The organism is Micromonospora sp. CNZ280, from assembly GCF_011759515.1.
The window spans coordinates 318,766-343,212 of the sequence record NZ_JAAOYP010000005.1 but is presented as its reverse complement, the minus strand read 5'-3'; the positions used below and the strand labels follow the sequence as shown (position 1 = coordinate 343,212).

The 24,447-nt window shown below is 75.7% G+C and carries 23 protein-coding genes; 3 read left to right on the top strand and 20 right to left on the bottom strand.

What is annotated here, in order from left to right; genetic code table 11:
* Positions 1-29 precede the first annotated feature (29 nt).
* From FHX32_RS32265 to argC, 7 genes are read right to left on the bottom strand one after another with little or no spacing between them, the layout of a single operon-like run.
* Positions 30-1,235 (bottom strand): argininosuccinate synthase, encoded by a 1,206-nt coding sequence (locus FHX32_RS32265; RefSeq protein ID WP_167191648.1) that lies wholly within the window; start codon positions 1,233-1,235, stop codon positions 30-32.
* Positions 1,232-1,747: an arginine repressor gene (locus FHX32_RS32260; RefSeq protein WP_167191646.1), complete on the bottom strand. Its 516-nt coding sequence runs from the start codon at positions 1,745-1,747 to the stop codon at positions 1,232-1,234. Before FHX32_RS32260 ends, FHX32_RS32265 begins: the two co-directional genes overlap by 4 nt.
* Complete coding sequence (gene argF, locus FHX32_RS32255; protein ID WP_167191644.1) at positions 1,744-2,724, bottom strand: ornithine carbamoyltransferase; 981 nt, start codon at positions 2,722-2,724, stop codon at positions 1,744-1,746. The genes FHX32_RS32260 and argF overlap by 4 nt, the downstream gene beginning before the upstream one ends.
* Positions 2,721-4,010, bottom strand: a complete 1,290-nt coding sequence (locus FHX32_RS32250) for an acetylornithine transaminase (protein WP_167191642.1) — start codon at positions 4,008-4,010, stop codon at positions 2,721-2,723. The genes argF and FHX32_RS32250 overlap by 4 nt, the downstream gene beginning before the upstream one ends.
* Entirely contained in the window at positions 4,007-4,957 is a 951-nt protein-coding gene (argB, locus tag FHX32_RS32245) for an acetylglutamate kinase (RefSeq protein ID WP_167191640.1), read from the bottom strand. The genes FHX32_RS32250 and argB overlap by 4 nt, the downstream gene beginning before the upstream one ends.
* Complete coding sequence (gene argJ, locus FHX32_RS32240; RefSeq protein WP_167191638.1) at positions 4,954-6,126, bottom strand: bifunctional glutamate N-acetyltransferase/amino-acid acetyltransferase ArgJ; 1,173 nt, start codon at positions 6,124-6,126, stop codon at positions 4,954-4,956. Before argJ ends, argB begins: the two co-directional genes overlap by 4 nt.
* The gene (gene argC / locus FHX32_RS32235) at positions 6,123-7,124 is read right to left on the bottom strand and encodes an N-acetyl-gamma-glutamyl-phosphate reductase (RefSeq protein WP_167192213.1); all 1,002 of its coding nucleotides are present in this window, start codon (positions 7,122-7,124) and stop codon (positions 6,123-6,125) included. Before argC ends, argJ begins: the two co-directional genes overlap by 4 nt.
* 268 nt (positions 7,125-7,392) lie before the next feature.
* On the opposite strand from argC, the gene FHX32_RS32230 reads away from it, so the two are divergent.
* Positions 7,393-9,189: a DivIVA domain-containing protein gene (locus tag FHX32_RS32230; RefSeq protein ID WP_208419630.1), complete on the top strand. Its 1,797-nt coding sequence runs from the start codon at positions 7,393-7,395 to the stop codon at positions 9,187-9,189.
* Between the two features lie 213 nt (positions 9,190-9,402).
* The gene (locus FHX32_RS32225) at positions 9,403-11,382 is read left to right on the top strand and encodes an AfsR/SARP family transcriptional regulator (RefSeq protein WP_167191636.1); all 1,980 of its coding nucleotides are present in this window, start codon (positions 9,403-9,405) and stop codon (positions 11,380-11,382) included.
* A gap of 92 nt (positions 11,383-11,474) precedes the next feature.
* Here FHX32_RS32225 and FHX32_RS32220 read toward each other — a convergent pair whose 3' ends face one another.
* The 3 genes from FHX32_RS32220 to FHX32_RS32210 are packed head-to-tail and all read right to left on the bottom strand — an operon-like array spanning position 11,475 to position 14,469.
* Positions 11,475-13,319, bottom strand: a complete 1,845-nt coding sequence (locus FHX32_RS32220) for an ABC transporter ATP-binding protein (protein WP_167191634.1) — start codon at positions 13,317-13,319, stop codon at positions 11,475-11,477.
* Positions 13,316-13,855: a thioredoxin domain-containing protein gene (locus FHX32_RS32215; RefSeq protein WP_167191632.1), complete on the bottom strand. Its 540-nt coding sequence runs from the start codon at positions 13,853-13,855 to the stop codon at positions 13,316-13,318. The genes FHX32_RS32220 and FHX32_RS32215 overlap by 4 nt, the downstream gene beginning before the upstream one ends.
* 41 nt (positions 13,856-13,896) lie before the next feature.
* Positions 13,897-14,469, bottom strand: a complete 573-nt coding sequence (locus tag FHX32_RS32210; protein WP_167191630.1) for a MauE/DoxX family redox-associated membrane protein — start codon at positions 14,467-14,469, stop codon at positions 13,897-13,899.
* Positions 14,470-14,627: 158 nt separating this feature from the next.
* On the opposite strand from FHX32_RS32210, the gene FHX32_RS32205 reads away from it, so the two are divergent.
* A complete protein-coding gene (locus FHX32_RS32205) occupies positions 14,628-14,843 on the top strand; it encodes a hypothetical protein (protein WP_167191628.1) in 216 nt (71 codons plus the stop codon).
* A 34-nt stretch (positions 14,844-14,877) separates the two neighbouring features.
* Here FHX32_RS32205 and FHX32_RS32200 read toward each other — a convergent pair whose 3' ends face one another.
* From FHX32_RS32200 to hisG, 10 genes are all read right to left on the bottom strand, one after another.
* Entirely contained in the window at positions 14,878-15,360 is a 483-nt protein-coding gene (locus FHX32_RS32200; RefSeq protein ID WP_486481445.1) for a S26 family signal peptidase, read from the bottom strand.
* A gap of 4 nt (positions 15,361-15,364) precedes the next feature.
* Positions 15,365-17,911: a phenylalanine--tRNA ligase subunit beta gene (pheT, locus tag FHX32_RS32195; RefSeq protein WP_167191626.1), complete on the bottom strand. Its 2,547-nt coding sequence runs from the start codon at positions 17,909-17,911 to the stop codon at positions 15,365-15,367.
* A gap of 39 nt (positions 17,912-17,950) precedes the next feature.
* The gene (gene pheS, locus FHX32_RS32190) at positions 17,951-19,036 is read right to left on the bottom strand and encodes a phenylalanine--tRNA ligase subunit alpha (protein WP_167191624.1); all 1,086 of its coding nucleotides are present in this window, start codon (positions 19,034-19,036) and stop codon (positions 17,951-17,953) included.
* A gap of 214 nt (positions 19,037-19,250) precedes the next feature.
* Positions 19,251-20,069 (bottom strand): TrmH family RNA methyltransferase, encoded by an 819-nt coding sequence (locus FHX32_RS32185; protein ID WP_486481444.1) that lies wholly within the window; start codon positions 20,067-20,069, stop codon positions 19,251-19,253.
* Between the two features lie 54 nt (positions 20,070-20,123).
* On the bottom strand, positions 20,124-20,516 hold the full coding sequence (gene rplT, locus FHX32_RS32180; protein ID WP_167191622.1) for a 50S ribosomal protein L20: 393 nt from the start codon (positions 20,514-20,516) through the stop codon (positions 20,124-20,126).
* Between the two features lie 31 nt (positions 20,517-20,547).
* On the bottom strand, positions 20,548-20,742 hold the full coding sequence (gene rpmI / locus FHX32_RS32175) for a 50S ribosomal protein L35 (RefSeq protein WP_088994773.1): 195 nt from the start codon (positions 20,740-20,742) through the stop codon (positions 20,548-20,550).
* A gap of 20 nt (positions 20,743-20,762) precedes the next feature.
* On the bottom strand, positions 20,763-21,374 hold the full coding sequence (gene infC, locus FHX32_RS32170) for a translation initiation factor IF-3 (RefSeq protein ID WP_109903314.1): 612 nt from the start codon (positions 21,372-21,374) through the stop codon (positions 20,763-20,765).
* Between the two features lie 458 nt (positions 21,375-21,832).
* Positions 21,833-22,306 (bottom strand): PH domain-containing protein, encoded by a 474-nt coding sequence (locus FHX32_RS32165; protein ID WP_486481443.1) that lies wholly within the window; start codon positions 22,304-22,306, stop codon positions 21,833-21,835.
* Positions 22,307-22,502: 196 nt separating this feature from the next.
* On the bottom strand, positions 22,503-23,435 hold the full coding sequence (locus FHX32_RS32160; protein ID WP_167191621.1) for a DMT family transporter: 933 nt from the start codon (positions 23,433-23,435) through the stop codon (positions 22,503-22,505).
* 155 nt (positions 23,436-23,590) lie between these two features.
* Positions 23,591-24,436, bottom strand: a complete 846-nt coding sequence (gene hisG, locus FHX32_RS32155; RefSeq protein ID WP_167191619.1) for an ATP phosphoribosyltransferase — start codon at positions 24,434-24,436, stop codon at positions 23,591-23,593.
* Between the last annotated feature and the right edge of the window lie 11 nt (positions 24,437-24,447).

The window sequence follows — 24,447 nt, the reverse complement described above, 5'->3', positions numbered from 1 at the left end:
TCCTTCACTCCTCGCGCGCGCACCCACGATCAGGCGCCACCCAGCCGGGCGTCCCGGGCCGCCGCCATCCTGCTCGGCAGGCCCCACAGCTGCACGAAGCCCTTGGCGAGGGACTGGTCGAAGGTGTCGCCGGTGTCGTAGGTGGCCAGGCCGAAGTCGTAGAGGCTGGCCTCGGAGCGCCGGCCGGTCACGGTGGCCCGGCCGCCGTGCAGGGTGAGCCGCACCTCGCCGGAGACGTGCTGCTGGGCGTCGTCGATGAACGCGTCCAGCGACCGCTTCAGCGGCGAGAACCACAGGCCGTCGTAGACCAGCTCGCCCCAGCGCTGGTCCACGCTGCGCTTGAACCGGGCCAGGTCGCGCTCGACCGTGACCGCCTCCAGCTCCTGGTGAGCGGTGATCAGCGCGATCGCGCCCGGCGCCTCGTACACCTCGCGGCTCTTGATGCCGACCAGCCGGTCCTCGACCATGTCGAGCCGGCCGACGCCCTGGGCGCCGGCGCGCCGGTTGAGCTCCAGGATCGCCTGGTACGGGGTGACCGTCTCGCCGTCCACGGCGACCGGCACGCCGGCATCGAAGGTGATCACCACCTCGTCGGGGTCGCGCTCCTGGGCCGGGTCCGAGGTGTACGAGTAGAGGTCCTCGATGGGGCCGTTCCAGATGTCCTCGAGGAAGCCGGTCTCCACCGCGCGGCCCCACAGGTTCTGGTCGATCGAGTACGGCGACTTCGCCGACACGTCGATCGGCAGGCCCTTCTCCTCGGCGAAGGCGATCGCCTTGTCCCGGGTCCAGGCGAAGTCCCGGGCCGGCGCGATGATCTTCAGGTCTGGCGCGAGCGCGCCCAGGCCGACCTCGAAGCGGACCTGGTCGTTGCCCTTGCCGGTGCAGCCGTGCGACACGATCGTGCCGCCGTACTTCTTCGCGGCCGTGACCAGGTGCTTGACGATCAGCGGCCGGGACAGCGCGGAGACCAGCGGGTAGCGGTCCATGTAGAGGGCGTTGGCTCGGATCGCCGGCAGGCAGTACTCGGCGGCGAACTCGTCGCGCGCGTCGACCACCTCGGACTCCACCGCGCCGCAGTCCAGCGCGCGCTGGCGGATGACGTCGAGGTCCTCGCCACCCTGCCCGACGTCGACCGCCACCGCGATCACCTCGGCGCCGGTCTGCTCGGCCAGGTACGGGATGGCGACGGAGGTGTCCAGCCCTCCGGAGTACGCCAGGACGACCCGCTCGGTCATGGTGTGGTGCTCCCTTCAACGTTCTCATCCCGGCGGGCCCAGCCGGCGAGCTTCTCGCCGAGCGCGGCCCCGCCGACGCCCTCGCGGGCCACGACGAGGATGGTGTCGTCGCCGGCGATGGTGCCGACGACCTCGGGCAGACCCGCTCGGTCCACCGCGCTGGCCAGGTAGTGCGCCGCGCCCGGCGGGGTGCGCAGCACGGCGATGTTGCCGCTGTGGTCGACCCCGTTGAGCAGCTCGCGCAGCAGCCGCACCAACCGGGCCGGAGCGGCCTCGGCCTCGCGCAGCGGCCGCTGGCCGTCCTCCGGGATCAGGTAGACGGCCCGCCCGTCGCCGCCGCGGACCGTGACCGCCCCCAGCTCCTTGAGGTCCCGGGAGAGGGTGGCCTGGGTGACCTGGATGCCGTCGCCGACGAGCAGGTCGGCCAGTTCGGTCTGCGAGTGGATCGCCTTGTCGCGGATCAGCTCGACGATGCGGGCGTGCCGGGCGGCGCGGGTCAGCGGGGCGGTCATCGGTTCTCCCTGGTCGCGGTGGCGCCCGGCGCCGCCGCGTCGGGTGCCGCGGTCGCGGCATCGAGGAGGAACGTGAGCAGCGCCTTCTGGGCGTGCAGCCGATTCTCCGCCTGGTCGAAGACGGCGCTGCACGGGCCGTCGAGCACCTCGTCGGTGATCTCCTCGCCCCGGTGCGCGGGCAGGCAGTGCAGCACGATCGCGTCCGGGGCGGCCTGGCCGAGCAGTTCGGCGTTGACCTGGTACGGCCGGAACGGGGTGATCCGGTCCAGCCCGTCGTCCTCCTGGCCCATCGAGGTCCAGGTGTCGGTGGCCAGCACGTCGGCGTCCTTGACCGCCTCGGCCGGGTCGGTCAGCACGTTCACCGAGCCGCCGGTGCCGGCGGCGATCGCGGCGGCCCGGGCCACCACCGCGGAGTCGGGGGCGAAGCCGGCCGGGCCGGCCACCCGTACGTGCATCCCGGCGGTCGCCCCGGCCAGCAGGTACGAGTGGGCCATGTTGTTGGCCCCGTCGCCGAGGTACGCCAGCGTGCGCCCGGCGGTGCCGCCACACCGCTCCCGGACGGTGAGCAGGTCGGCCAGGAGCTGGCAGGGGTGGAAGCCGTCGGTGAGCGCGTTGACCACCGGCACGCTCGCCCCGGCGGCCACCTCGGCGATCCGGTCGTCACCGTGGGTCCGCAGCACGATCGCCGCGACGTAGCGGGACAGCACCCGCCCGGCGTCGGCGAGGGTCTCGCCCCGGCCGAAGTGGGTGACCTGGGTGTCCACCACCAGCGGATGTCCGCCCAGTTCGGCGATGCCGGCGTCGAAGGAGATCCGGGTGCGCAGGCTCTGCTTGTCGAAGAGCACCGCCACCGACCGTGGCCCGGCCAGCGGCCGGTAGGCGAACCGGTCCACCTTCATCCGCGCGGCCAGGTCCAGCACCGCCGACTGCTCGGCGGGGGTCAGGTCGTCGTCACGCAGGAAGTGCCGGGGGCTCATGGGGTCGTCTCCGGGGCGGTCGGGGTGGGGACGGCGGCCGGCGCCGCGGTCGGGACGGTCGCCGTCGGGGCGGTCGCGCCAGTGGTGGGAACGGTCGGGGCTGTCGCGCCGGCGGCGGCGGGGGCGGTGGCGCCCAGGGCGGCGGGCAGCGCGGCCAGGAACGCGTCGACCTGGGCGGCGGTGAGGATCAGCGGCGGGGCGAGCCGGACCACGCCGGGTTGCACCGGGTTGACCAGGAAGCCGGTCTCCCGCAGCGCCTCGGCCAGCACCGCCGCCACCGGGGCGGTGAGCACCACGCCGAGCAGCAGGCCGGCGCCGCGCACCGCGCCCACCAGCGGGTGGCCGAGCGCCTCGACGCCCCGGCGCAGCCGCTCGCCGACCCGCTTGACGTGGTCGAGCAGCCCTTCGCCGGCGATGGTGCTCACCACCGCCAACGCGGCCGCGCAGCTGACCGGGTTGCCGCCGAAGGTGGTGCCGTGCGAGCCCGGGCTGAGCAGGTCGGCGGCCCGGCCGAAGGCCAGGCAGGCGCCGAGGGGCAGCCCGCCGCCGAGCCCCTTGGCCAGGGTGACCACGTCCGGCTCGACGCCCTCGGCCTGGTGGGCGAACCAGTGCCCGGTGCGCCCGATGCCGGTCTGCACCTCGTCGAGGACCAGCAGCGCGCCGTGCCGGGCGGTGATCCGCCGGGCGGCGGCCAGGTAGCCGGCCGGGGGGACGACCACGCCGTTCTCGCCCTGGATCGGCTCCAGGATGACCATCGCGGTGGCGTCGGTGACCGCCGCCTCCAGCGCGGCGACGTCGCCGTAGTCGACGTGGGTGACCTCGCCGGGCAGCGGCCGGAACGGGTCGGCCTTGGCCGGCTGGCCGGTGAGCGCCAGCGCGCCCATGGTGCGGCCGTGGAAACCGCCCCGGGTGGCGACCACGTGGGTGCGGCCGGTGAGCCGGGACAGCTTGAACGCCGCCTCGTTGGCCTCCGCGCCGGAGTTGGCGAAGAAGACCCGGCCGGGGCGGCCGGCGAGCGCCAGCAGCAGCTCCGCGAGGGCCACCGGCGGCTCGGCGACATAGAGGTTGGAGACGTGCCCGAGCGTCGCGACCTGCTTGGACACGGCGGCCACCACGGCCGGGTGGGCGTGGCCGAGGGCGTTCACCGCGATCCCGCCGACCAGGTCGACGTACTCCCGGCCGGCCTCGTCGACCACGACCGCGCCGGAGCCGGCGACCAGGGCCAGCGGCGGTGTGCCGTAGTTGTCCATCATGGCCTGCGACCAGCGCTCGACGAGGGTGCTCATGACGGCACGGACCCTTCCTTGTTCGCGACCGCGGGGCCTGGCCGCTCCGCTCCCGCACCCTCCGCGTCGACGACCATGGTGCCGAACCCCTCCGAGGTGAAGACCTCGAGCAGGGTGGAGTGGGCGACCCGGCCGTCGACGACGTGCGCGGCGGGCACCCCCTGCCGCACCGCGCGCAGGCAGGCCTCCATCTTGGGGACCATCCCCGACTCCAGGCGCGGCAGCAGCTTCGCCAGTTCGTCGGTGCTGATCTCGGAGACCAGGCTGTCGGTGTCCGGCCAGTCGGCGTAGAGGCCGGGCACGTCGGTGAGGACGACCAGCTTGCGCGCGGCCAGGGCGACCGCGAGCGCGGCGGCGGCGGTGTCGGCGTTGAGGTTGTGCAGCACGCCGTCGGCGTCCGGGGCGACGGTGGAGATGACCGGGATCCGGCCGGCCGCGATCAGGTCGGTGACCGCCGAGACGTCGACCGACTCCACGTCGCCGACCTGCCCGACGTCCACCGGCTGGCCGTCGACGTACGCGGGCCGGCGCACCGCGGTGAACAGCCCGGCGTCCTCGCCGGAGAGGCCGACCGCGAACGGGCCGTGCGCGTTGATCAGCCCGACCAGTTCCCGGCCGACCTGGCCGACCAGCACCATCCGGACCACGTCCATCGCCTCCGGGGTGGTGACCCGCAGGCCGCCGCGGAACTCGCTGTCGATGCCGAGCCGGCCGAGCATGGCGGAGATCTGCGGCCCGCCGCCGTGCACCACGACCGGCTTCAGGCCGGCGTAGCGGAGGAAGACCATGTCCGCGGCGAAGGCGCGTTGCAACTCGGGGTCGACCATGGCGTTGCCGCCGTACTTGACCACGACGGTGGAGCCGGAGAAGCGGGCCAGCCAGGGCAGCGCCTCGATCAGCGTGGCGGCCTTGGCCTGGGCGCGGGTGAGGTCGGTGGTGAGGCTCATGTCGAGTAGGCCGAGTTCTCGTGCACGTACGCGTGGGAGAGGTCGTTGGTCCAGACGGTGGCCGCGGCGTCGCCGGCGTGCAGGTCGATCCGGATGGTGACGTCCCGCCCGCTGAGGTCGACCTTCGACCGGTCCTCGGCGGCGGCGCCGGAGCGGCACACCCAGACCTCGTTGACCGCGACGTCGATCCCGTCCGGTTCGAAGGCGGCGGCGGTGGTGCCGACGGCGGCGAGGATCCGGCCCCAGTTCGGGTCGTTGCCGAACAGCGCGGTCTTGACCAGGTTGTTGCGGGCCACCGCCCGGCCGACCTCGACCGCGTCGTCCTCGCTGGCCGCGCCGACCACCTCGACGGCGATCTGCTTGGTGGCGCCCTCGGCGTCGGCGACGAGTTGCTGGGCCAGGTCGTGGGCGGCCGCGGTGACCGCCGCGGTCAGCTCGGCCGCGCCGGGGGTGATGCCGCTGGCGCCGCTGGCCAGCAGCAGCACCGTGTCGTTGGTGGACATGCAGCCGTCGGAGTCGACCCGGTCGAAGGTGACCCGGCACGCCTCGCGCAGCGCGGCGTCGAGCACCTCCGGCCCGGCCACCGCGTCGGTGGTCAGCACGCAGAGCATGGTGGCCAGCCCGGGGGCCAGCATGCCGGCGCCCTTGGCCATCCCGCCGACGGTCCAGCCGCTGCCCCGGGCCACCGCGGTCTTCGGCCGGGTGTCGGTGGTCATGATGGCCTCGGCGGCGGGGGCACCGCCGTCGCGGGACAGCCCGCGCACCGCCTTGTTCACGCCGGAGAGCAGCGCGGCCATGGGCAGCCGCTCGCCGATCAGGCCGGTGGAGCAGACCGCCACCTCGCCGGCGCCCAGCATCAGCCGGGCGTTGGCGGCGCTGAGCGCGCCGGCGGTGTGTTCGGCGGTGGTGTGGGTGTCCTGGAAGCCGGCGGGCCCGGTGCAGGCGTTGGCGCCGCCGGAGTTGAGCACCACGGCGCGGACCACCCCGCCGCGGACCACCTGCTGGGTCCAGAGCACCGGTGCGGCCTTGACCCGGTTGGCGGTGAACACCCCGGCCACCCCGGCGTCCGGGCCGTCGTTGACCACCAGCGCCACGTCACTGGCGCCGCTGGCCTTCAGCCCGGCCGCGACACCGGCGGCCCGGAACCCACGGGGAACGGTGACGGTCATGGCGCTACCCCCCAGACGGACAGGCCGGTGGTCTCGGGCAGGCCGAGCATCAGGTTGGCGCACTGCACGGCCTGACCGGCGGCGCCCTTGCCGAGGTTGTCCAGCGCGCTGACCACGACCAGGCGGCGGGAGTCGACGTCGACGGTGGCCTGCAGGTGGCAGGAGTTGGAGCCGAGGGTGGCCGCGGTGTGCGGCCAGCGCCCCTCCGGCAGCACGTGCACGAACGGCGCGTCCGCGTACGCCTCGGCGAGCACCGCCTGAGGGTCGACCCCGCGCGCCGGCACGGCGGTGACGGTGGCCAGGATGCCGCGCGGCATCGGCGCGAGGACCGGGGTGAAGGAGAGGCTGGTGGCGCCCGTGGCCTGCTTGATCTCCGGCACGTGCTGGTGGGTGCCGACCCGGTAGGGCGACAGGTCGCCCATCACCTCGCTGCCGAGCAGGTGCGGCTTGGCCGCCTTCCCGGCGCCTGAGGTGCCGGAGGCGGCCACCACGACCACGTCGGCGGGCTCGGCGGCACCGGCGGCGATCAGCGGAGCCAGCGCCAGCGTGATGGCGGCCGCGTAGCAGCCGGTGTTGGCCACCCGGGTGGCGCCGGCGATCGCGGCCCGCTGCCCGGGCAGCTCCGGCAGGCCGTAGGTCCACCGGCCGGCGTGGGTGCCGCCGTAGTACTGCGCCCAGTCGTACGGGTCGGCGAGCCGGTGATCGGCGCCGAGGTCGACCACCCGCACCTCGTCCGGAAGCTGGCTGGCCAGCGCCGCCGACTCACCGTGCGGCAGTGCCAGGAAGACCAGGTCCGCGTCGGCCAGCGTCGCCGGGTCGGTCTCGGCGAGCACCAGGTCGAGCCCGGCGAGCTGCGGGTGGACGGCGTCGACCCGGTGCCCGGCCTGGCTGTGCGCGGTGGCCGCGACCAGCTCGAACTCCGGGTGCCCGGCCACCAGGCGGAGCAGCTCGCCGCCGGCGTAGCCGCTGGCTCCGGCGACCGAAACTCGGATACCCATACTCACCCCCGCATGACTATGCAACAACGCTAGCAATCATGAACGCCCACTGCAAGTTCATGCAGTCCAATGCATGAAGGTGGAACGTGATGCCAGTCACACTCTGTCGCCCGAACCTCACAGTGGCCGAACCCGGGCGAGCGGCGCGGCGAGGTGGGTGGGGCGGGACCGCGGGCCGCACCGGACGGCGGTAGCGTTGCGCCACATTCGTCGCCGGTGGGCGGGCAGCCGTCGGCGAAACCGCTCGGGATCGTACGGAGGATGGCGCATGTCCAACGGCGAAGAGCCGCACCCGGTGCGCGACGAGTCGGCCGGGCGGCCGGGCTTCGAGACCGCCCTGCGCGGCTACGACAAGCGGCAGGTGGACCGCTACGTCGAGCGGGTCGAGGACCGGCTCGCGGCGCTGACCGCCGAACGGGAACAGGCCACCGCCGAGATCCGGACGCTCGACGCCCAGCTGCAGCGGCTCCGCGCCGAGCTGACCGAGTTGCGCCAGCGCCCCGCACAGCCGGAGCGGGCCGCCTTCAGCGACCTCGGGCCGATGGTCGAGCAGATCCTCGGGCTCGCCGAGAAGCAGGCCGAGGCGATCACCGGCGCTGCCGAGCAGCGCGCCGGGGAGCTGCGGGCCGAGGCCGAGTCGGTGCTGGCCGCGGCCCGGGAGCGGGTCACCGAGGCGATGAAGACGCTGGAGGAGGAGACCACCGCCCGCCGCGCCGAGCAGGAACAGGCGTACGCGGAACGGCAGGCGGCGGCCGAGTCGGAGCTGGCCGAGATCCGGGCGGCCGCCGAGCAGGCCCGGGCCGAGGGCGAGGCCGCCCACCAGCGCGCGATGCAGGAGGCGCAGCGGCTCAACGAGCAGAGCGCGCAGCAGGTCGAGCAGGCCCGCAACGCCGCCGAGGCGCTGACCAAGGCCGCCCGTACCCAGATCCAGCAGGAGGTCCAGGCGGCCCGTGCCCGCGGTCAGCAGGAGCTGACCCAGTGGCGGGCCGGCGTGGAGCGGGAGCTCACCGAACGGCGCGCCGCGGTCGAGCAGGAGCTGGCCGACCAGCGCGCGGCGGTCGAGGAGGAGCTGGCGTCACTCATCGCCGAGTCGCAGCAGTACGCCACCGAGCTGCGCGAACGCGCCGACGAACAGGACGCGGCGCACTCCGAACAGCTCGCCGCCGTCCAGCAGGAGATCACCGAGCGGCGGCAGGCGCTGGCTCAGCTCCGCGCCGAACTGGAGAACGCCCAGCAGCAGCTCACCCGGGCCCGCCAGGACTGCGCGGGCGCGGAGCGGGAGCTGGTGCAGCTGCAGCGGCGGCTCAGCGAGGTGCAGCGGGAACTGACCGACGAGGCGGCCCGGCTGGACGCGGCCCGGGAGGCGGCCGAGGCCGCCGAACTGCACGCCCGGGAGGTCCGTGCCCGGGTGCGCCGCGAGGCGAAGCGGGTGGCCGACCTGGCCGCTGCGGCGGTGATGGCGGCGGCCGCGGGCGGCACCGAGACCGCCGAGTACCCGGTGGTGGCGGCGCGCCCCGGCGACGCCGCCGCGCGGCCGGCCGCCCCGGACCCGATCGCCCCGGACCCGATCGCCGCGGACCCGACCGCGGCGGAGCCGGCCGCCTCGGAGAATGGCGGGGCGGCGGTCACCACGGCGGCGCCGGAGGCCGAGCGGCCGACCGCGGCGACCAGCGCGGTGGACGACGGGCCGGCCGATCCGGCCACCGTGGTGGCTGGACGGACGGGCGCCGGCGACGACGCCGAGCCGGCCGTGGCGCGGGCGGACGCCGCGCCGGACGCTGGGCAGGGGGAAGCCGGGCCGGACGCCGGGCGGACGAGCACCGACGAGGCCGCCCCGGACGCCGGGTGGGGACTCACCGCGGGGGCGGGGCGGACCGGCGCCGGGGTGTGGGGGCCGGGCGACGACCGGCAGCCCGCCCCGGGCGGCGGCCAGGCCGCCGGCGACGGGCGGTCGCCGGTGGAGTGGTTCCCCCGGCCGGCGCGCCCGGCGGCCGAGGGCCACGACCACCGCCCGGACGACGGTGCCGACCAGCGGCGCGACGACGAGCCGGCGGTCACCGCCTGAGCGCCGGCCGGCGGGGTGGCGCCCCGGGCAGAGGCGCTCCTCCTCGACCGCGCGGGTCACCCAGGGGATGACCTCGTCCGGCGAGGTGGCGACGAAGCTGGGCACCTCCTGGGACCGAAACGGGAGCCGCAGCCGCACCCATCGACTGGCATAATTACCGCAGCGGTGGTGTGGGGCCGACGACGGCCCGCGGGGGCGCACAGCGGAGGTCGCATGGGGCTGTCGTTCCAGATCCTCGGCCCGGTCCAGGTCCTCCGCGACGGCCGCCCGCTGCGGTTGCCGGCCGGCCGGCCGACCGCGCTGCTGGTCACCCTGCTGCTGCACGCCGGCGTGGCGGTCCCGGTGGAGCGGCTGCGCCAGGAGCTGTGGGGCGGGCAGGCCCCCGCCTCCGCGGTGGCGAACCTGCGCAGCCACGCCAGCCAGCTCCGGCACCTGCTCACCGGCCCGGGCGAGCCGGTGCGGCTGCACGCCGAGGCGGGCGGCTACCGGCTCCGGGTGGCGCCGGGTGAGCTGGACGCCACCGAGTTCGAGCGGCTGGTCACCGAGGGCCAGGCGGCCCGCGCCCGCGGCGAGCCGGCCGTCGCGGCCAACCTGCTGGAGCGGGCGCTGGCGCTCTGGTCGGAGACCGAGCCGCCACCGGCGTACGGGGCGGTGACGGCGGCCGCGTTCGACCGGCTGCGCGAGCGCCGGGCCGGCGCCCGGGAGGCGTACGCCGCGTGCCGGCTGGAGCTGGGCGACCCAGGCAGCCCCGCACTGCTGGCCCTGCTCCGAGCCCACCTGACCGAGTACCCGTTGCGAGAGCCGGCCTGGGCGCTGCTGATGACCGCCCAGTGCCGGGCCGGCGACCAGGCCGCGGCGGTGCAGACGTACCGGAGCGCGTGCCGGGCGCTCGCCGGGGAGCTGGGCGTCTCCCCCGGCCCCGAGCTGGCCGAGCTGTACCGCTCGGTGCGCCGGCACGACCCGCGGCTGCTGCCGGCGGGCAGCCGCGCCCGCCCGCGCGCCCGCGGCCGGCCCACCGGTCCCAGCCCGGCCGCCGTGCCGCACGAGCTGCCCTGCGCCACCGCGCCCTTCGTCGGGCGGCACGCCGAGCTGGCCCGCCTCGGCGCCGCGCTGGCCGGCGCCGGCGAGCGTCCGGTCACGGTGTCGGTCTACGGTATGGCCGGCATCGGCAAGTCGGCGCTCGCGCTGCGGGCCGCGGCCGCGGCGCTGGACGCCTTTCCCGACGGCCAGCTCCACCTCGACCTGGGCGGCTCGGTCGCGGACGCCCCGCTGCGGCCGATCCAGGTGGCCAGCCGGGTGCTCCGGTCGCTCTGCCCGGCCTGCCGGCCGGAGCCGACCAGCCTCGCCGAGGCCCGGGCCCGGATCCGGTCCCTGCTGTTCAACCGGCGGGTGCTGCTGGTGCTCGACAACGCCGCCGACGCCGCCCAGGTCGACGGCCTGCTGCCGGTACGCGGCGGCTGCGCGCTGCTGGTGACCAGCCGCACCCCGCTGCTCGACGGGGCGGACCGGCCGCTGCGGCTGGATCCGCTGCCCCCGGCGGACGGGCTCGCCCTGCTCCGGGCGGCCGCCGGCAACCGCCGCGTGGACGAGGAGCCGGCGGCCGCCGGTGCGGTGGTGGCGCTCTGCGAAGGGCTGCCGCTGGCGCTGTGTACCGCCGCCCGCCGGCTCACCGAGGGGCCGCACTGGTCGCTGGGCCGGCTGGCCCGGTTGCTGCGCGACGAGCGCTACCGGCTCGCGGAGACCGGGCTGCGGCCCCGGCTGACCGCCAGCTACCGCCGGCTCGGGTCGGCCGCTCCGGTGTTCCGGCGGCTGGGCCGGGCCCGACCGGGGCCGGTCACCGCCGAACTGGCCGCCGCGCTGACCGGCCAGCCGCCCGAGGACGCCGCGCGGGCCCTGGACCGGCTGGTGGCCGCGCAGCTCGCCGAGCCGGCCGGACCGGGCCGGTTCCGCATCGGCGACCTCGTCCGGCTCTACGCCGCCGAACTCGCCGCCGCCGAGGAGGCCGGCCCCGCCCCGGCCCGCCCCGACCCCGAGGCGACCCACCCGACCCCGACACGGTCCGCCCCGACCCCGGTCCGACCCGACCCCGACGCGGCCCGCCCCGACCCCGACGCGGTCCGACCCGGTTCCGGCGACGAGCGGGCCGGGCCGGCCGTGCCCCGGCAGCGGCGGCCTGCCGGGCCCGCCGACTGACCTCGCGGGGACGGGCGCCGCCGCCCCGGCGAGAGCCGGCCCGGGGCGATGCTCCGCGCGGACCCCCGCTGGGCGACCGGCGGGCGAGCCGCTCAGGCCGGGGCGGCGGTCTGCTCGCGGTAGCCGCGCGCCTGCAGGGTGAACAGCCGGGCGTAGCCGCCGCCGGCGGCGAGCAGCTCGTCGTGGCCGCCGCGCTCGGCGACCCGGCCGTCGGCCAGCACCACGATGCTGTCGGCGTCGCGCACCGCGTTCAGCCGGTGCGAGATGAGCAGGCTGGTCCGGCCGGCGCGCAGCCCGCGCAGCCGGGCGTGCAGGTCGTGTTCGGCCTCCGCGTCCAACCCGGAGCTGGGCTCGTCGAGCACCAGCAGATCGCGGTCGGCCCGCAGGAAGCCGCGGGCCAGCGCGATCCGCTGCCACTGGCCGCCGGAGAGGACCACCCCGGCCTGCGGGTCGTCCCGGTCCGGCCCGGCGAAGAAGATCCGGGTGAGCAGGGTGTCGTAGCCGCGGGGCAGGGCGGTGAGGGCGTCGTCGATGCCGGCGTGCCGGGCGGCGGCACGCAGCCGGTCCGGGTCGTCCCGGGCGGTCAGGTCGCCGACTGCGATGTTCTCCCCAGCACTGAGGTCGTACGGCATGAAGTCCTGGAACACCGCGCCCAGCCGCTCCCGCAGCGCCGCCGGGTCGAACTCGCGCAGGTCCACCCCGTCCCAGCTGATCGTGCCCCGCTGCGGGTCGTAGAACCGGCAGAGCAGCTTCACCAGGGTGCTCTTGCCGGCGCCGTTGAGCCCGACCAGCGCGGTGGTCGACCCGGCGGGCAGGAACAGGTCCACCCCGCGCAGCACCCACGGGTGCTCCGGCGCGTACCGGAACCACACGTCGCGCAACTCGATCCCGCGCCGCAGCGGCGGCACCGGGCGGGGCGTGGCCGGCACCGGCAGGTCCGGCTCGGCGCGGGTCACCTCGTCGTAATGGTCGAACAGCAGCAGCGCCTGGTGGATCGCGCCGAGCTGCCCGACCAGGCTGCCCAGCGCACCCTGCACCCCCGGCACGGCGGCCAGGTAGACCGCGACGTCGCCAGGGGTCAGCCCGCCGGCGGCCGCACGGGTGACGACGTAGACCACGCCGGCCCCGGCCACCCCGGCGCCGAGCAGGCCGAGCAGCGCCTGCGCGCGGACCTCCCGGCGGTCCAGCCGCTGCTCCACCCGGTGCATGCCGCGCAGTTCGTCGAGCATCCGGTCGCCGAAGAACCGGCCGAGGCCGAACAGCCGCACCTCCTTGGCGGCGGGCAGCCCCACCAGCAACTGGGCGAAGAACAGGTCACGCCGCTGGAAGTGTTCCAGGTGCAGGATCATCGCCGCGCGGGCCCGGTTGAGCCGCAGCTGCATCCAGAGCGTGGGCAGCGCCGCCACCAGCACCAGCAGCCCCACCACCGGGCTGAGCACCAGCAGCACACCGAGGAAGCCGACGGCCACGATCACGCTCTGCACTCCGGCCAGCGCGTTGCCGGTCAGCTGGACGGGGCCGAGGTGCCCGGTCTGCTGGGCGGCCTGCAACCGGTCCTGGAACGCCGGGTCCTCCAGCCGGGCCAGCCCGCCGAGGCGCTGCACGGCCGCGTACAGGTGGGTCCGGACCAGTCGGCTCACCGCCCGGGTCCGCTCGGCCTCCACGTACCGGCGCAGGTGCGGCAGGAGCACGCTGGTGGCGGCCACCACCGCCAGCCCGACCCCGAGCACGGCCAGCGGCACGGCCGGCCCCCGGCCGGTGGTCAGCCGGTCCAGCACCAGCTTGGTCAGCGCCGCGACGAGTACCGGCGCCAGACCGCCGACCACCGCGAGCAGCAGGTCCGCGGACGTGCCCCCGGGCGCCGCCCGCCAGGTCAGGCCGACCGCCCGGCGGGCGTGCCGGGCGGCGCGCCGGGGCGACAGCCGGGGCCCGGTCACCGTGCCACCGGCAGGTCCAACCGGGCGATGCCGAAGGAGTTGGCGGCCACCACGCCGTGCTCGTCGAGCAGCCCGAACGCCGGGAAGCCCTTGACCCCGAAGGCGAGCGGCAGCGGGCCGGTGCCCGGCTCGACGAAGACGGTGGCCACATCGGCGAACCGGGCCGCGTACGGCTCGGTCTCCGGGCCCTTGCCGACCACCACCACCCAGACGTGCTCCGCCCCACCCGGCATCTCCCGGGCCCGGTCCAGCAGGTCCGGGATCTGCGCCTCGCACAGGTCGCAGGCTGGCGAGAGGAACGCCACCAGAGTCATCGGCGGCAGGTCGGCGCGGGTGTGGGCACGCCCGCGCAGGTCGGTGGCGACGAACTCGCCGGGCACCGAACCGGGCTCCAGCATGGACTCCGGCAGGGTGGACTGCTTGTCGCCGAGCAGCTCGGTGTGCTCGCGCAGCCGGCGGATCACGCCGAGCGTCAGCACCAGGTTCAACAGGCCGAGGACGACGGCGACGATGACGGCGACGGACAGGTACCACATGGCGCACTCCTAGGTCGACGGACGGCGGGACTCGGGACGGCTCATCCCCGGCGGCGACCGGCGACGGGCGCGGCCGGCGACCGACGGGACGGGGTGGGGGCGAACAGGGCGGCGAGGTCGTCGAAGCGGATCACCAGGGCGGCGAGCGGCACCGCAGCGGCCAGGCCGAGCAGCAGCCCGGCGGGGCGCAGCGGCTCCGGCGGGGCCAGCACGAGCACCGCCCAGCCGAACCCGGCGACCGCCAGCAGCACCGCGTTGCGCAGCACGTGCCGGGCGCCGAGCGGGGCGCCGCCGGCGCCGAAGCAGCGGCACGCGGGACGGCGACCCCGACGGACGGCCGCGACGATCGCCGCGCTGAGCACGCCGAGCAGGCCGGTCGCCACGGCGTAGCCGGCGGGCACCGTCGCCGGCACCGCGAGCAGCCCGACGACCGCCGCCTCCGCCGCCACGGCGAGGTACGCCGCCGCCGCGGCCCATGCCCGGGGCAGCAGGCCGAACTGGTCGACGGAGCGGGCGAACTCGGTGAACGCCGCCCGGCCGCGCACCTTGCCGACGACCGCCGCCAGGAACACCAGCGCCAGCGTCAGCCGGCCGGCGACCTCGACGTATCGCATCGGCGCCTCCCTGCGCTCGGATCGGGCAGGGCACACGGTAGGGGCCGGTGATACAGCCACGGATACATCCGCGACCGGCGGCGGGCAGCACGATGTATCCCGCTGTAACCGCCCGTCGTACGGTCCGTCGCATCCGACGCGGCGAGGGAGGTGATCAGATGTTTCGTCGGCTGGAAAACCTGGGCGAGCGCATGCTCGGCCTGTTCGTGCCGAAGGTGACCGCGGCTGCGGGCTGTCCGCCGGACCCGTGGTGCGCGCTGTGCGGGATGTGCTACTTCAAGCGGTGCAGCTACACCCCGTCGTGCGGCACGACCTGCGGCTCGTGCGGCTACTACTGCTCCGCGGGCGCCACCACGATGACCTCGCTGTGCTGAGCGGGGTCGGGCGCGCCGCGGGACCGGTCTCCGGTCACGCGGCGCGCCGCTGCCGCGGCAGCCGGGGCCGCACCACCACGCCGAGCAGGTCGGCCGCCGGGATGTAACCGCACTCGCGCGAGTCGTAGCTGTACGGCGGGTTGTCGCCGAGCACCACCAGGCGCCCGGGCGGCACCACCGGGTCGGCGCCCCCGCGCAGCAGCGGCACCCGGTCGACCGGGACCGGGTCACCGGGCACCGCGTACGCCCGCTTGATCAGCAGCCCCGGGCCGGCGTCGCCGGGCCGCCCGGGATGACCGGCGGTCATCGCCGCCGGGGCGGCCACCACCACCACGTCACCGGCGCGGACCCGGTCCACCGGCACCCGCCGGGCCAGCACCCGGTCGCCGGCCCGCAGCGTGGGCTCCATGCTGCGCCCCACCACCGACACCAGCAGCAGGTGCCGGCGCGCCCACCACAGCCCGGCGGCGGCCGACGCGAGCGCGCCGGCCACCGCGAGCCAGCCGAGCGGCGGCACCGGCTCAGGCGCCGCGCAGGACGGCGCCGAACCGCTCCGCGGCGCGGGCCACCGCCGCGTCCCGGGCGGCCACCGCCTCCTCCACGGTCAGCGTCCGGTCCGGGGCGCGGAAGGTGAGCTTGTACGCCAGCGACTTGCGGCCCGCGCCGAGCTGCTCGGAGGCGTACACGTCGAACAACCGCACCCCCTCCAGCAGCTCGCCGGCGCCCTCGACCAGCGCCCGCTGCACCTGCGCGGCAGGCACCGACTCGTCGACCACCAGCGCCACGTCGATCAGCGCCGGCGGGAAGCCGGAGACGGTCGGCGCGGGCGCGACCGGGGCCGGCGGCAGCGCGTCCAGGTCCAGCTCCATGGCGCTGGTACGCCGGGGCAGTTCCAGCGCGGCCACCACGGCCGGGTGCAGCTCACCGGCGTGCCCGACCACCTCGCCGTCAACCAGCAGCTCGGCGCAGCGGCCGGGGTGCCACGGGGCGTACTCGGCGGCCCGCACCTCGATCCGGTGCTCCGGGATGTCGGCGGCGGCGAGCACGTCCCGGCCGGCCTGGACCGCGTCCGCCCAGCCCGCCGCCCGCCCGGAGCCCCACCAGCCGGCCGGCTCGAGGTCGCCGGTGAGCACCACCGCGACGTGCCGGGGCTGGTGCGGCAGCACCGCGTCGGCGGCGGCGAACTCGGCCTCGGTGGGCCGGTGGTCCACACCCATCGCGGGCGGGCGGCCCGCGCCCGGACGCGGCTGGAAGACCGCGCCGATCTCGTAGAGCGCCAGGTCGCGCAGGCCCCGGCCGATGTTGCGCTTGACGATGCCGAGCAGCGGCCCGAGCAGCGTGGTGCGCAGCAGCGGCTCCTCCTCCGACAGCGGGTTGGCCAGCCGCACCGCCCGCCGCCGCGGGTCGTCGGCGGGCAGGCCGAGCAGGTCGGGCAGCTCGGGGGCGACGAACGGGTGCGCGAGCACCTCGACGTACCCCCGCTCGGCCAACGACCGGGAGACGGCCCGGCGGCGGCGCTGCTGCCAGGTCAGCCCGCGGCCGGCGGGCGCCAGCGGCAGCACCGACGGCACCCGGTCGTACCCGTCGAGCCGGACCACCTCCTCGACCAGGTCGGCCGGGTGCAGCAGGTCCGGTCGCCAGCTCGGCGGGGCGACGGTCAGCGCCGCCTGATCGCCGGCCGGTACGCCGACCTCGCCCGGGTCCTCGGCCAGCCGGTCGGCGCCCTGCAGCACGGTGCAGCCGACCTGCTCCAGCAGGGCGACCACCCGCGCCGGCGGGTACGTCACGCCGACCCGCCGGCTGGGCAGGTCGACCGGCAGCACCACCGGGGCGGGCGGCCGGACGTGGTCGATGTCCAGGATCTCCGCGCCGGCGGTCCCGCCGCCGTGCTCGGTGAGCAGCCGGACCGCCCGCTCCAGGGCGACCAGCGGAAGCGCCGGGTCGACGCCCCGCTCCCAGCGCTTCGCGGCCTCGCTGAACAGCTTGTGCCGGCGGGCGGTGCGGCCGACCATCACCGGATCCCAGTGGGCGGCCTCGAAGAGCACGTTCGTGGTGCTGGCCACCACCTCGCTGGTCTCGCCGCCCATCACCGCGGCGAGGGAGACAGGGCCCGTGTCGTCGCAGATGACCATGTCCTCGGCGGCAAGCACCCGGTTGACCCCGTCGAGCGTGGTCAGCTTCTCGCCCGGCTCGGCGCGGCGCACCACCAGCGGACCGGTGATCCGGTCGGCGTCGAAGGCGTGCATCGGCTGGCCGAGTTCCAGCATCACGTAGTTGGTGATGTCCACGGCCAGCGAGATGGCGCGCACGCCGGCCTGGGTGAGCCGGCGCTGCATCCACTCCGGGCTCTGCGCGGTCGGGTCGACGCCGCGCACCATCCGGGCGGCGAACCGGTCGCAGCCGACCGTGTCGCGCACCTCGACCGGGTACGCCGGCACCTCGGTGCCGCCGGGCGCGGGTGCCAGGCCCGGGTCGCGGAACGGCACGCCGAGCGCGTGCGACAGCTCCCGGGCCAGGCCGCGCACGCTCAGCGCGTACCCCCGGTCCGGGGTGATCTCCACCTCGACCACGACGTCGTCGAGCCCCACCACGGGCCGCGCGTCGTCACCCGGCTTGGCCGGGCTGTCCGGCGGCAGCACCAGGATGCCGGAGTGGTCCTCGCCGAGCCCCAGCTCCCGGGCCGAGCAGATCATGCCGTTGGAGTTGCGGCCGTAGGTCTTGCGGGCGCCGATGGCGAACCCGCCGGGCAGCACGCCGCCCGGCAGGATCACCACGACCCGGTCGCCGGGGGCGAAGTTGGTCGCCCCGCAGACGATCTCCTGCGGCTCGCCGGTGCCGTTGGCGTCCCCGACGTCGACCCGGCAGAACCGGATCGGCTTCTTGAAGCCGGTCAGCTCCTCGATCTCGCGGACCTCGCCGACCACCAGCGGGCCGGTGACGCTCTCCCGCAGGTCCACCACGGACTCGACCTCGATGCCGAGGTCGACCAGGGCCTGCTCCAGGTCGCCGGTGGGCAGGTCGGCGGGGAGGTCGACGTACTCCCGCAGCCAACTGACAGAAACTCGCATGACTCAGACCACCGTCTCCGTAACTCGTACCCGCATCGCCTACGCCTCGACCCCGTACGCGCGGGTGAACCGCACGTCGCCCTCGGCCAGGTCCCGCATGTCGCTGACCCCGTGCCGGAACATCACCGTCCGGTCGATGCCCATGCCGAACGCGAATCCGGAGTAGACCTCCGGGTCGATGCCGCAGGCGCGCAGCACCCGCGGGTTCACCATGCCGCAGCCGCCCCACTCGACCCACTGCGGCCCGTCCCGGTGCTCCGGGAACCAGACGTCGAACTCGGCCGACGGCTCGGTGAACGGGAAGTAGTGCGGCCGCCACCGGGTCTTCGCGCCCTCGCCGAACATGGCCCGGGCGAAGTGGTCCAGCGTGCCGCGCAGGTGCGCCATCGTGATGCCCTTGTCCACCACCAGGCCCTCCACCTGGTGGAAGACCGGCGCGTGGGTGGCGTCCAGTTCGTCGGTGCGGTAGACCCGGCCGGGCACCACCACGTAGATCGGCGGCTGCCGGGTCAGCATGGTGCGCGCCTGCACCGGCGAGGTGTGCGTCCGCAGCACCAGGCCGGAGCCCGCCGCGTCACCGGAGGCCGCTGGTGCGATGTGGAAGGTGTCCATCAGGCCGCGGGCCGGGTGGTCGGCCGGGATGTTCAGCGCGTCGAAGTTGGTCCACTCCAGCTCGACCTCGGGGCCCTCGGCCACCTCGTAGCCCATTCCGATGAACAGGTCGCTGATCTGCTCCATCAGCGTGCTGATCGGGTGCCGGGCGCCGCGGGGACGCCGGTCGTAGGGCAGCGTGACGTCGACGCGCTCCTCCACCAGCACCCGCTCGGCCTGCTCCCGCTCCAGGATCTGTTGGCGGGCGGCGTACGCGGTCTCGATGGCGCGGCGGGCCTCGTTGACCCGCTTGCCGGCGTCGGCCTTCGCGGCCGGCGGCAACGCGCCGATCTCCCGGCGGGCCAGGGACACCGGGGCCCGGTCACCGAGGTGCGCCGGACGCAGCGCGGTGAGCGCGTCCGGGTCACCGGCCGCGGCGAACGCCTTCTCGGCGGTGGCGACGGCCTCGGTCAAGGCGGCCGGGTCGAGCAGGGCGACCTGCTTCGGGTCGTACGGATCGTTGCGGTAGCTCATGGCGTACGGGCACTCCCTCACGGCGGCGCCAGCCCTCACGGGCCGGCGATGCGAGTCTACGGACGCGCGGCTGTGCCGCAGCCCGCCGGTGGGAGTTGCGCGGAAAGCAGGTCAGGCCCGCCGCCCGCCGACACCGGCGGGCTGGCTAAACGAACGCCGTGGCGCGTTCATGGGCGGACGCTCTCCCCTGCGGTCTGTGCCTCGGGCGGCCGGGTCACGGCCGCCGCTGTGCTCTCGCTGAAGCGTACAGGCAGACGGCCGCGGCCGCAGCCAGGTTCAGGCTCTCCGCGCGCCCGTGCAGCGGCACCCGCACCCGGGCGTCGGCGGCGGCGGTGAGCGTCTCGGGCAGCCCGTGCGCCTCGGAGCCGAAGAGCCAGGCGGTGGGCGCGGCCAGCCGGCCGGCGTCGGCCAGGTCGTCCAGGTCGTCCTCGCCGTACCCGGTGGTGGCGAGGACGGTGAGCCCGGTGGCGCGCAGCGCCGCGACCACGGCCGGCGGGTCGGCTTCGCGGACCACGTCGACGTGGAAGAGACTGCCGGCGGAGGCCCGCACGCACTTGCCGTTGTACGGGTCGACGGCGTCGCCGGCGAAGACCACCGCGCCCGCCCCGGCCGCGTCGGCGGTGCGCAGCACGGTGCCGGCGTTGCCCGGGTCGCGGATCTCGGCGAGCACGGCGACCAGCCGGGGCGCCGCGGCCAGTGCCCGGTCCAGCGGCACGTCGAGGTGCCGGCAGACCGCCACCAGGCCCTGCGGGGCGACGGTCTCGGCGAGCGCGGTGAGCGCGTCCTCGGTCACCGGGGAGACCGGCACGCCGCCGCCGGAGGCGAGGGCGGCCAGGTCGGCGTACCGCTCCAGCGCGGCCGGGGTGCCGAACAGTTCGGTGACCACCCCGGGCCGGGCCAGGGCCTCGCGGACCGCCTGCGGCCCCTCGGCCAGGAACCGGCCGGTGGCCTCGCGGTCCCGCCGGCGCTGCAGCCGGCGGGCGGCCACCACCCGGGGCGTACGCGGGGTGAAGAGCATGGTGTCCTCAGGCATGGACGAGGCGCCCCCGTCTCGTCGACCGGGGCGCCTCGCTCAGCTGTCGGTGGATCAGGCGGCCTGGGCCGCCGCGCCGCCGGTGCCCTCGGCCGCGACCGCGGCCCGGGCGACCTCGACGATCCCCGCGAACGCGGCAGCGTCGTTGACCGCCAGGTCGGCGAGGATCTTGCGGTCGACCTCGACGCCGGCCAGCTTCAGACCCTGGATCAGGCGGTTGTAGGTCATCCCGTTGGCCCGGGCGCCCGCGTTGATCCGCTGGATCCACAGCTGCCGGAAGTCGCCCTTGCGGTCGCGACGGTCCCGGTAGGCGTACTGCATCGAGTGCAGCACCTGCTCCTTGGCCTTGCGGTACAGGCGGGAGCACTGACCGCGGTAGCCGCTCGCGGTCTCCAGCAGGGTACGGCGCTTCTTCTGGGCGTTCACAGCCCGCTTGACGCGTGCCATCTCAACTCCTTCTTACGTCAGGTGGCGCGCGTCAGCGGCCGAGCAGCTTCTTGATGCGCTTCACGTCGGCCTTGGCCAGCTCGACGGTGCCGGTCAGCCGGCGGGTCCGGGTGGAGGGCTTCTTCTCCAGGTTGTGCCGGAGGCCGGCCTGCTGGGCAACGACCTTGCCCTTGCCGGTCAGCCGGACCCGCTTGCCCATCCCCGTGTGGCTCTTCATCTTCGGCATGTGGAACGTCTTCTCCCCTGTTACTCGCCGGTGGTCCCGGCGGGCCCGGCCTCGGCCGGCGGCGCCGCCTCGGGGGCGCCGGATTCCCGCTCGCCCCGCGGAAGCGCGCCACCGCGGGCAGCCGTCGCGGCGGCCTTGGTTGCGCGGTGCGGTGCGAGCACCATGATCATGTTTCGGCCGTCCTGCTTCGGCGCGGCCTCGACGTACCCCAGCTCCGAGATCTCGGACTCCAGCCGGCGCAGGAGCCGGTAGCCCAGCTCCGGGCGGCTCTGTTCCCGACCGCGGAACATGATCGTCACCTTGACCTTGTCGCCGGCCTTGAGGAACCGCACCACGTGACCCTTCTTGGTCTCGTAGTCGTGCGGGTCGATCTTCGGCCGGAGCTTCATCTCCTTGATGACGGTCTGCTGCTGGTTACGCCGCGCTTCGCGCGCCTTCAGTGCGCTCTCGTACTTGAACTTGCCGAAGTCCATGAGCTTGCACACCGGCGGGCGCGCCATCGGCGCAACCTCGACCAGGTCCAGGTCGACGTCCGCGGCCAGCTGAAGGGCGCGCTCCAGTGGGACGATGCCCACCTGCTCACCCTCAGGGCCGACCAGTCGGACCTCACGTGCCCGGATCTGCTCGTTCACGCGTGGTTCGACGCTGATGGGGCCTCCTCGAGTCGAGAATCTGCTGCTGCCGACCCCGCGGCTCCCGGGTGGGAACCGACCCGGAAAGCAGAAGGCCCCGGCGCATGCCAGGGCCCGCTCGACCGGTCGGCACGATCACATGATCGCGCATCCGGCACCGGGACGTGCCCGGAACCGGTGACCGGACCCGGCCACCGTCGCGGCGACTCGGGTGGGAGCAGGCGCTCCACTTTCATGGCCACCCGCGCGTAGGCGGACAGCCTGGTCGACTCGACAACACTACACCCTGCGCCGACCGACCCCCAACCCGGACGCCCCACCCCTCCCCCGCGCTCCTCTCCCGCCCGCCCCTCCGCCGCCGCGGCGGGGCGCTCGTTCAGAGAATGAGTCGCCATCCGGGGCGAAATAGCCACTCTTTCAGTGCACGAGGGTGGATCTTGGGGTGGGGTGGGGGCGGGTCACGCGCCGGTGGTGCGCTCGGCGAGGCGGGTCTGGTGGGCCTGGTGCAGGCGGCGCAGGGCGCGCACGCCGTCGACGGCCAGTTCCTTGTCGGCGGCCTGCAGGGCGACCATCGGGACCAGGTCGTCGTCGTGCAACTCCAGGCTGGCCCAGGGAGCGCCCCGATCGAACCGGACCCCCCGGACGACCTCCCACGGCAGGTCGTACGAGCCGAGGACGTTGCGCACCCGCACCCCGCGCGCGTCGGCCTCCACCCGGGGCCGGGTGAAGAGCAGGAAGCCGAGCGCACCGAACACGCCGAGACCGACCATGGCGATCTGGTCGCCCCGCTGGAACGTGCCGTAGCCGTCGCCGGTCGGGCCGCTCAGCGAGGTGGCCACCAGGCTGAAGACGATCAGCAGCAGGGCCGCCGACGTCCAGCAGACCAGCCGGATGCGGCGGGGCCGGAGACGGATCAGCTCGGTGTCGCTCACCCCACCAGTCTGCCACCCGCCCCGGGCCGCTGCTCCGCCGCCACACGCGGCGCGAATCGCCGACGCCGGTCGGCGGGCCAGGGGCGGGTGGCGGCCCCCGGGCCCGCCCGATCGTGAGCGATCGCCGACGCCGTCAGACCCGGTCGACGCGGATCGCCACACCCGGGTTCGCGGCCGACGGATCGGCCGTGGCCGGTCAGTCCGCCGGGCGGCCGTTCGGCCGGGCGGACGGGCGGGGTGCGCGGCCGGCCACCACGACCGCGAGCAGGGTCATCGCCGCGCCGGCCAGCACCGCCGGCCGGGCGCCGGGACCGCCCGGCAGCAGGGCGTCCAGCAGCAGCGCCCCGCCGAGCTGGCCGGCGACCAGGGCCAGCCCGGTGCGCAGCACCCCCGCCGCGCGGACCCCGACCACCAGGCCCGCGACGATGGCAACCCCGAGCAGCCCGCCGGTGTAGAGGTACCAGGCGCCCGGCCAGCCGGGCTCCGGCCCGGCGAGGGCGCCGGCGAGAGCGGCGACCAGCAGCACCGCCGGGGTGGCGACCGCGAAGTTGACCGCCACCCCGGCAGCGGCCGAACTGGCGGCGGAGATCCGGCCGTTGAGCGCGGTCTGCAGCGCCACCGCGACCCCGCCGGCGACGGCGAGCAGGACCAGGCCGACGGCCAGCTCGCCGACCGGCTGGCCGAGCTGGGCCAGCGCCACCGCCGCCACCCCGAGCAGCCCACCGGCGATCCGCGGACCGGTGAGCGCGAGCCGGCCGACCGGGGCCAGCCCGGCCCGGTCCACCGCCAGCCCGCCGAGGCTGCCCCCGGCGACCTGCGCGATGGTGAACACCGCCACCCCGAGCACCGGCACCAGGTACGCGCCGAGCACCACGATCGCCGCCCCGCCGAGCCCGCCCAGGTAGGACCACCAGGGCAGCCGCTGGCGCCGCAGCGCGGCCAACCCGGTCCGCATGGACGGCAGGACGGCCAGCCCGAGGACGACCAGCAGGGTGCCGCCGAGGTTGTTGACCACCGCGGCCAGCGTGGCGTGCCCGACCCGGCTACCCAACTCGCCGTTGGCCGCCCCCTGCGCCGCCGAGGCGACGCCGGCCAGGGTGACCAGGGCGAGCGCCAACCACGGCGGCATCGGTCGCCGCGCCGGCCGCGCCGTACCGCGTTGCGGCGGAACCGCCGCGCCCGCCGGCGCCCCGGCAGCGACCGGCGCCGACGAACTACCGGCCGCCGGCGCCTCAGCCGGGTGGGCGGGACCATGCCCGGGCGGCGGCGCCGGCCGGGAGGCGGTCACAGCCGGCAGGCGTGGATGTTGGTGACCAGGATGGCGCGGGCGCCCAGCTCGTACAGCTCGTCCATGATCCGGTGCACGTCGTCGCGGAGCACCATCGCCTGCACCGCGACCCAGCCCTCCCGGTGCAGCGGAGAGACCGTCGGCGACTCGATGCCCGGAGTCAACGAGCTGGCCCGGTCGAGCAGCCCGGCCGGCACGTCGTACGCGAGCATCACGTAGCGGCGGGCGACCAGCACCCCGTGCAGCCGGCGCAGCAGCTGCTCGGCCTGCGAGTGGGCGGCGGCGCCGGCGCGGCGGACCAGCACCGCCGAGGACCGCAGCAGCGGCTCGCCGAAAACCACCAGCCCGGCCTGGCGCAGCGTGGCGCCGGTCTCCACCACGTCGGCCACCACGTCGGCCACGCCGAGCCGGACGGCGTTCTCCACCGCACCGTCCAGGCGGATCACGTCGGCCTTGACACCCAGATCGGCGAGGTGCCGCTCGACCAGGCCGGGGTACGCGGTGGCGATCCGGTGCCCGCCCAGCTCCTGCACCGAGTCGATGTCGTCGGGGCGGGCGGCGAACCGGAAGGTGGCCCGGCCGAAGGCCAGGTCGACCACCTCCTCGGCCGGCGCCCCGGAGTCGATCAGCAGGTCCCGGCCGGTGATGCCGAGGTCGAGGTCACCGGAACCGACGTAGGTGGCGATGTCCTTCGGGCGCAGGTAGAAGAATTCGAGGTCGTTGGGCTCGTCCCGGCAGACCAGGTCCTTCGGGTCGGTGCGCTGGCGGTAGCCCGCCTCGCGCAGCATCTGGGCGGCCGGCTCGGCCAGGGTGCCCTTGTTGGGTACGGCGACACGCAGCATGACGGAGTGCT

Excerpts from the sequence above, each read along its gene's own strand:
- FHX32_RS32215 (WP_167191632.1), bottom strand. The coding sequence starts at position 13,855 with ATGTGGTACCTGTCCGTCGCCGTCATCGTCGCCGTCGTCCTCGGCCTG.
- FHX32_RS32205 (WP_167191628.1), top strand. The coding sequence starts at position 14,628 with ATGTTTCGTCGGCTGGAAAACCTGGGCGAGCGCATGCTCGGCCTGTTC.
- FHX32_RS32185 (WP_486481444.1), bottom strand. The coding sequence starts at position 20,069 with ATGCCTGAGGACACCATGCTCTTCACCCCGCGTACGCCCCGGGTGGTG.
- pheS (WP_167191624.1), bottom strand. The coding sequence starts at position 19,036 with ATGAGCTACCGCAACGATCCGTACGACCCGAAGCAGGTCGCCCTGCTC.
- hisG (WP_167191619.1), bottom strand. The coding sequence starts at position 24,436 with ATGCTGCGTGTCGCCGTACCCAACAAGGGCACCCTGGCCGAGCCGGCC.
- pheT (WP_167191626.1), bottom strand. The coding sequence starts at position 17,911 with ATGCGAGTTTCTGTCAGTTGGCTGCGGGAGTACGTCGACCTCCCCGCC.
- FHX32_RS32260 (WP_167191646.1), bottom strand. The coding sequence starts at position 1,747 with ATGACCGCCCCGCTGACCCGCGCCGCCCGGCACGCCCGCATCGTCGAG.
- FHX32_RS32210 (WP_167191630.1), bottom strand. The coding sequence starts at position 14,469 with ATGCGATACGTCGAGGTCGCCGGCCGGCTGACGCTGGCGCTGGTGTTC.
- argC (WP_167192213.1), bottom strand. The coding sequence starts at position 7,124 with ATGGGTATCCGAGTTTCGGTCGCCGGAGCCAGCGGCTACGCCGGCGGC.
- rplT (WP_167191622.1), bottom strand. The coding sequence starts at position 20,516 with ATGGCACGCGTCAAGCGGGCTGTGAACGCCCAGAAGAAGCGCCGTACC.
- FHX32_RS32230 (WP_208419630.1), top strand. The coding sequence starts at position 7,393 with ATGTCCAACGGCGAAGAGCCGCACCCGGTGCGCGACGAGTCGGCCGGG.
- FHX32_RS32160 (WP_167191621.1), bottom strand. The coding sequence starts at position 23,435 with ATGCCGCCGTGGTTGGCGCTCGCCCTGGTCACCCTGGCCGGCGTCGCC.
- argB (WP_167191640.1), bottom strand. The coding sequence starts at position 4,957 with ATGAGCCTCACCACCGACCTCACCCGCGCCCAGGCCAAGGCCGCCACG.
- argF (WP_167191644.1), bottom strand. The coding sequence starts at position 2,724 with ATGAGCCCCCGGCACTTCCTGCGTGACGACGACCTGACCCCCGCCGAG.
- FHX32_RS32250 (WP_167191642.1), bottom strand. The coding sequence starts at position 4,010 with ATGAGCACCCTCGTCGAGCGCTGGTCGCAGGCCATGATGGACAACTAC.
- argJ (WP_167191638.1), bottom strand. The coding sequence starts at position 6,126 with ATGACCGTCACCGTTCCCCGTGGGTTCCGGGCCGCCGGTGTCGCGGCC.
- FHX32_RS32225 (WP_167191636.1), top strand. The coding sequence starts at position 9,403 with ATGGGGCTGTCGTTCCAGATCCTCGGCCCGGTCCAGGTCCTCCGCGAC.
- rpmI (WP_088994773.1), bottom strand. The coding sequence starts at position 20,742 with ATGCCGAAGATGAAGAGCCACACGGGGATGGGCAAGCGGGTCCGGCTG.
- FHX32_RS32265 (WP_167191648.1), bottom strand. The coding sequence starts at position 1,235 with ATGACCGAGCGGGTCGTCCTGGCGTACTCCGGAGGGCTGGACACCTCC.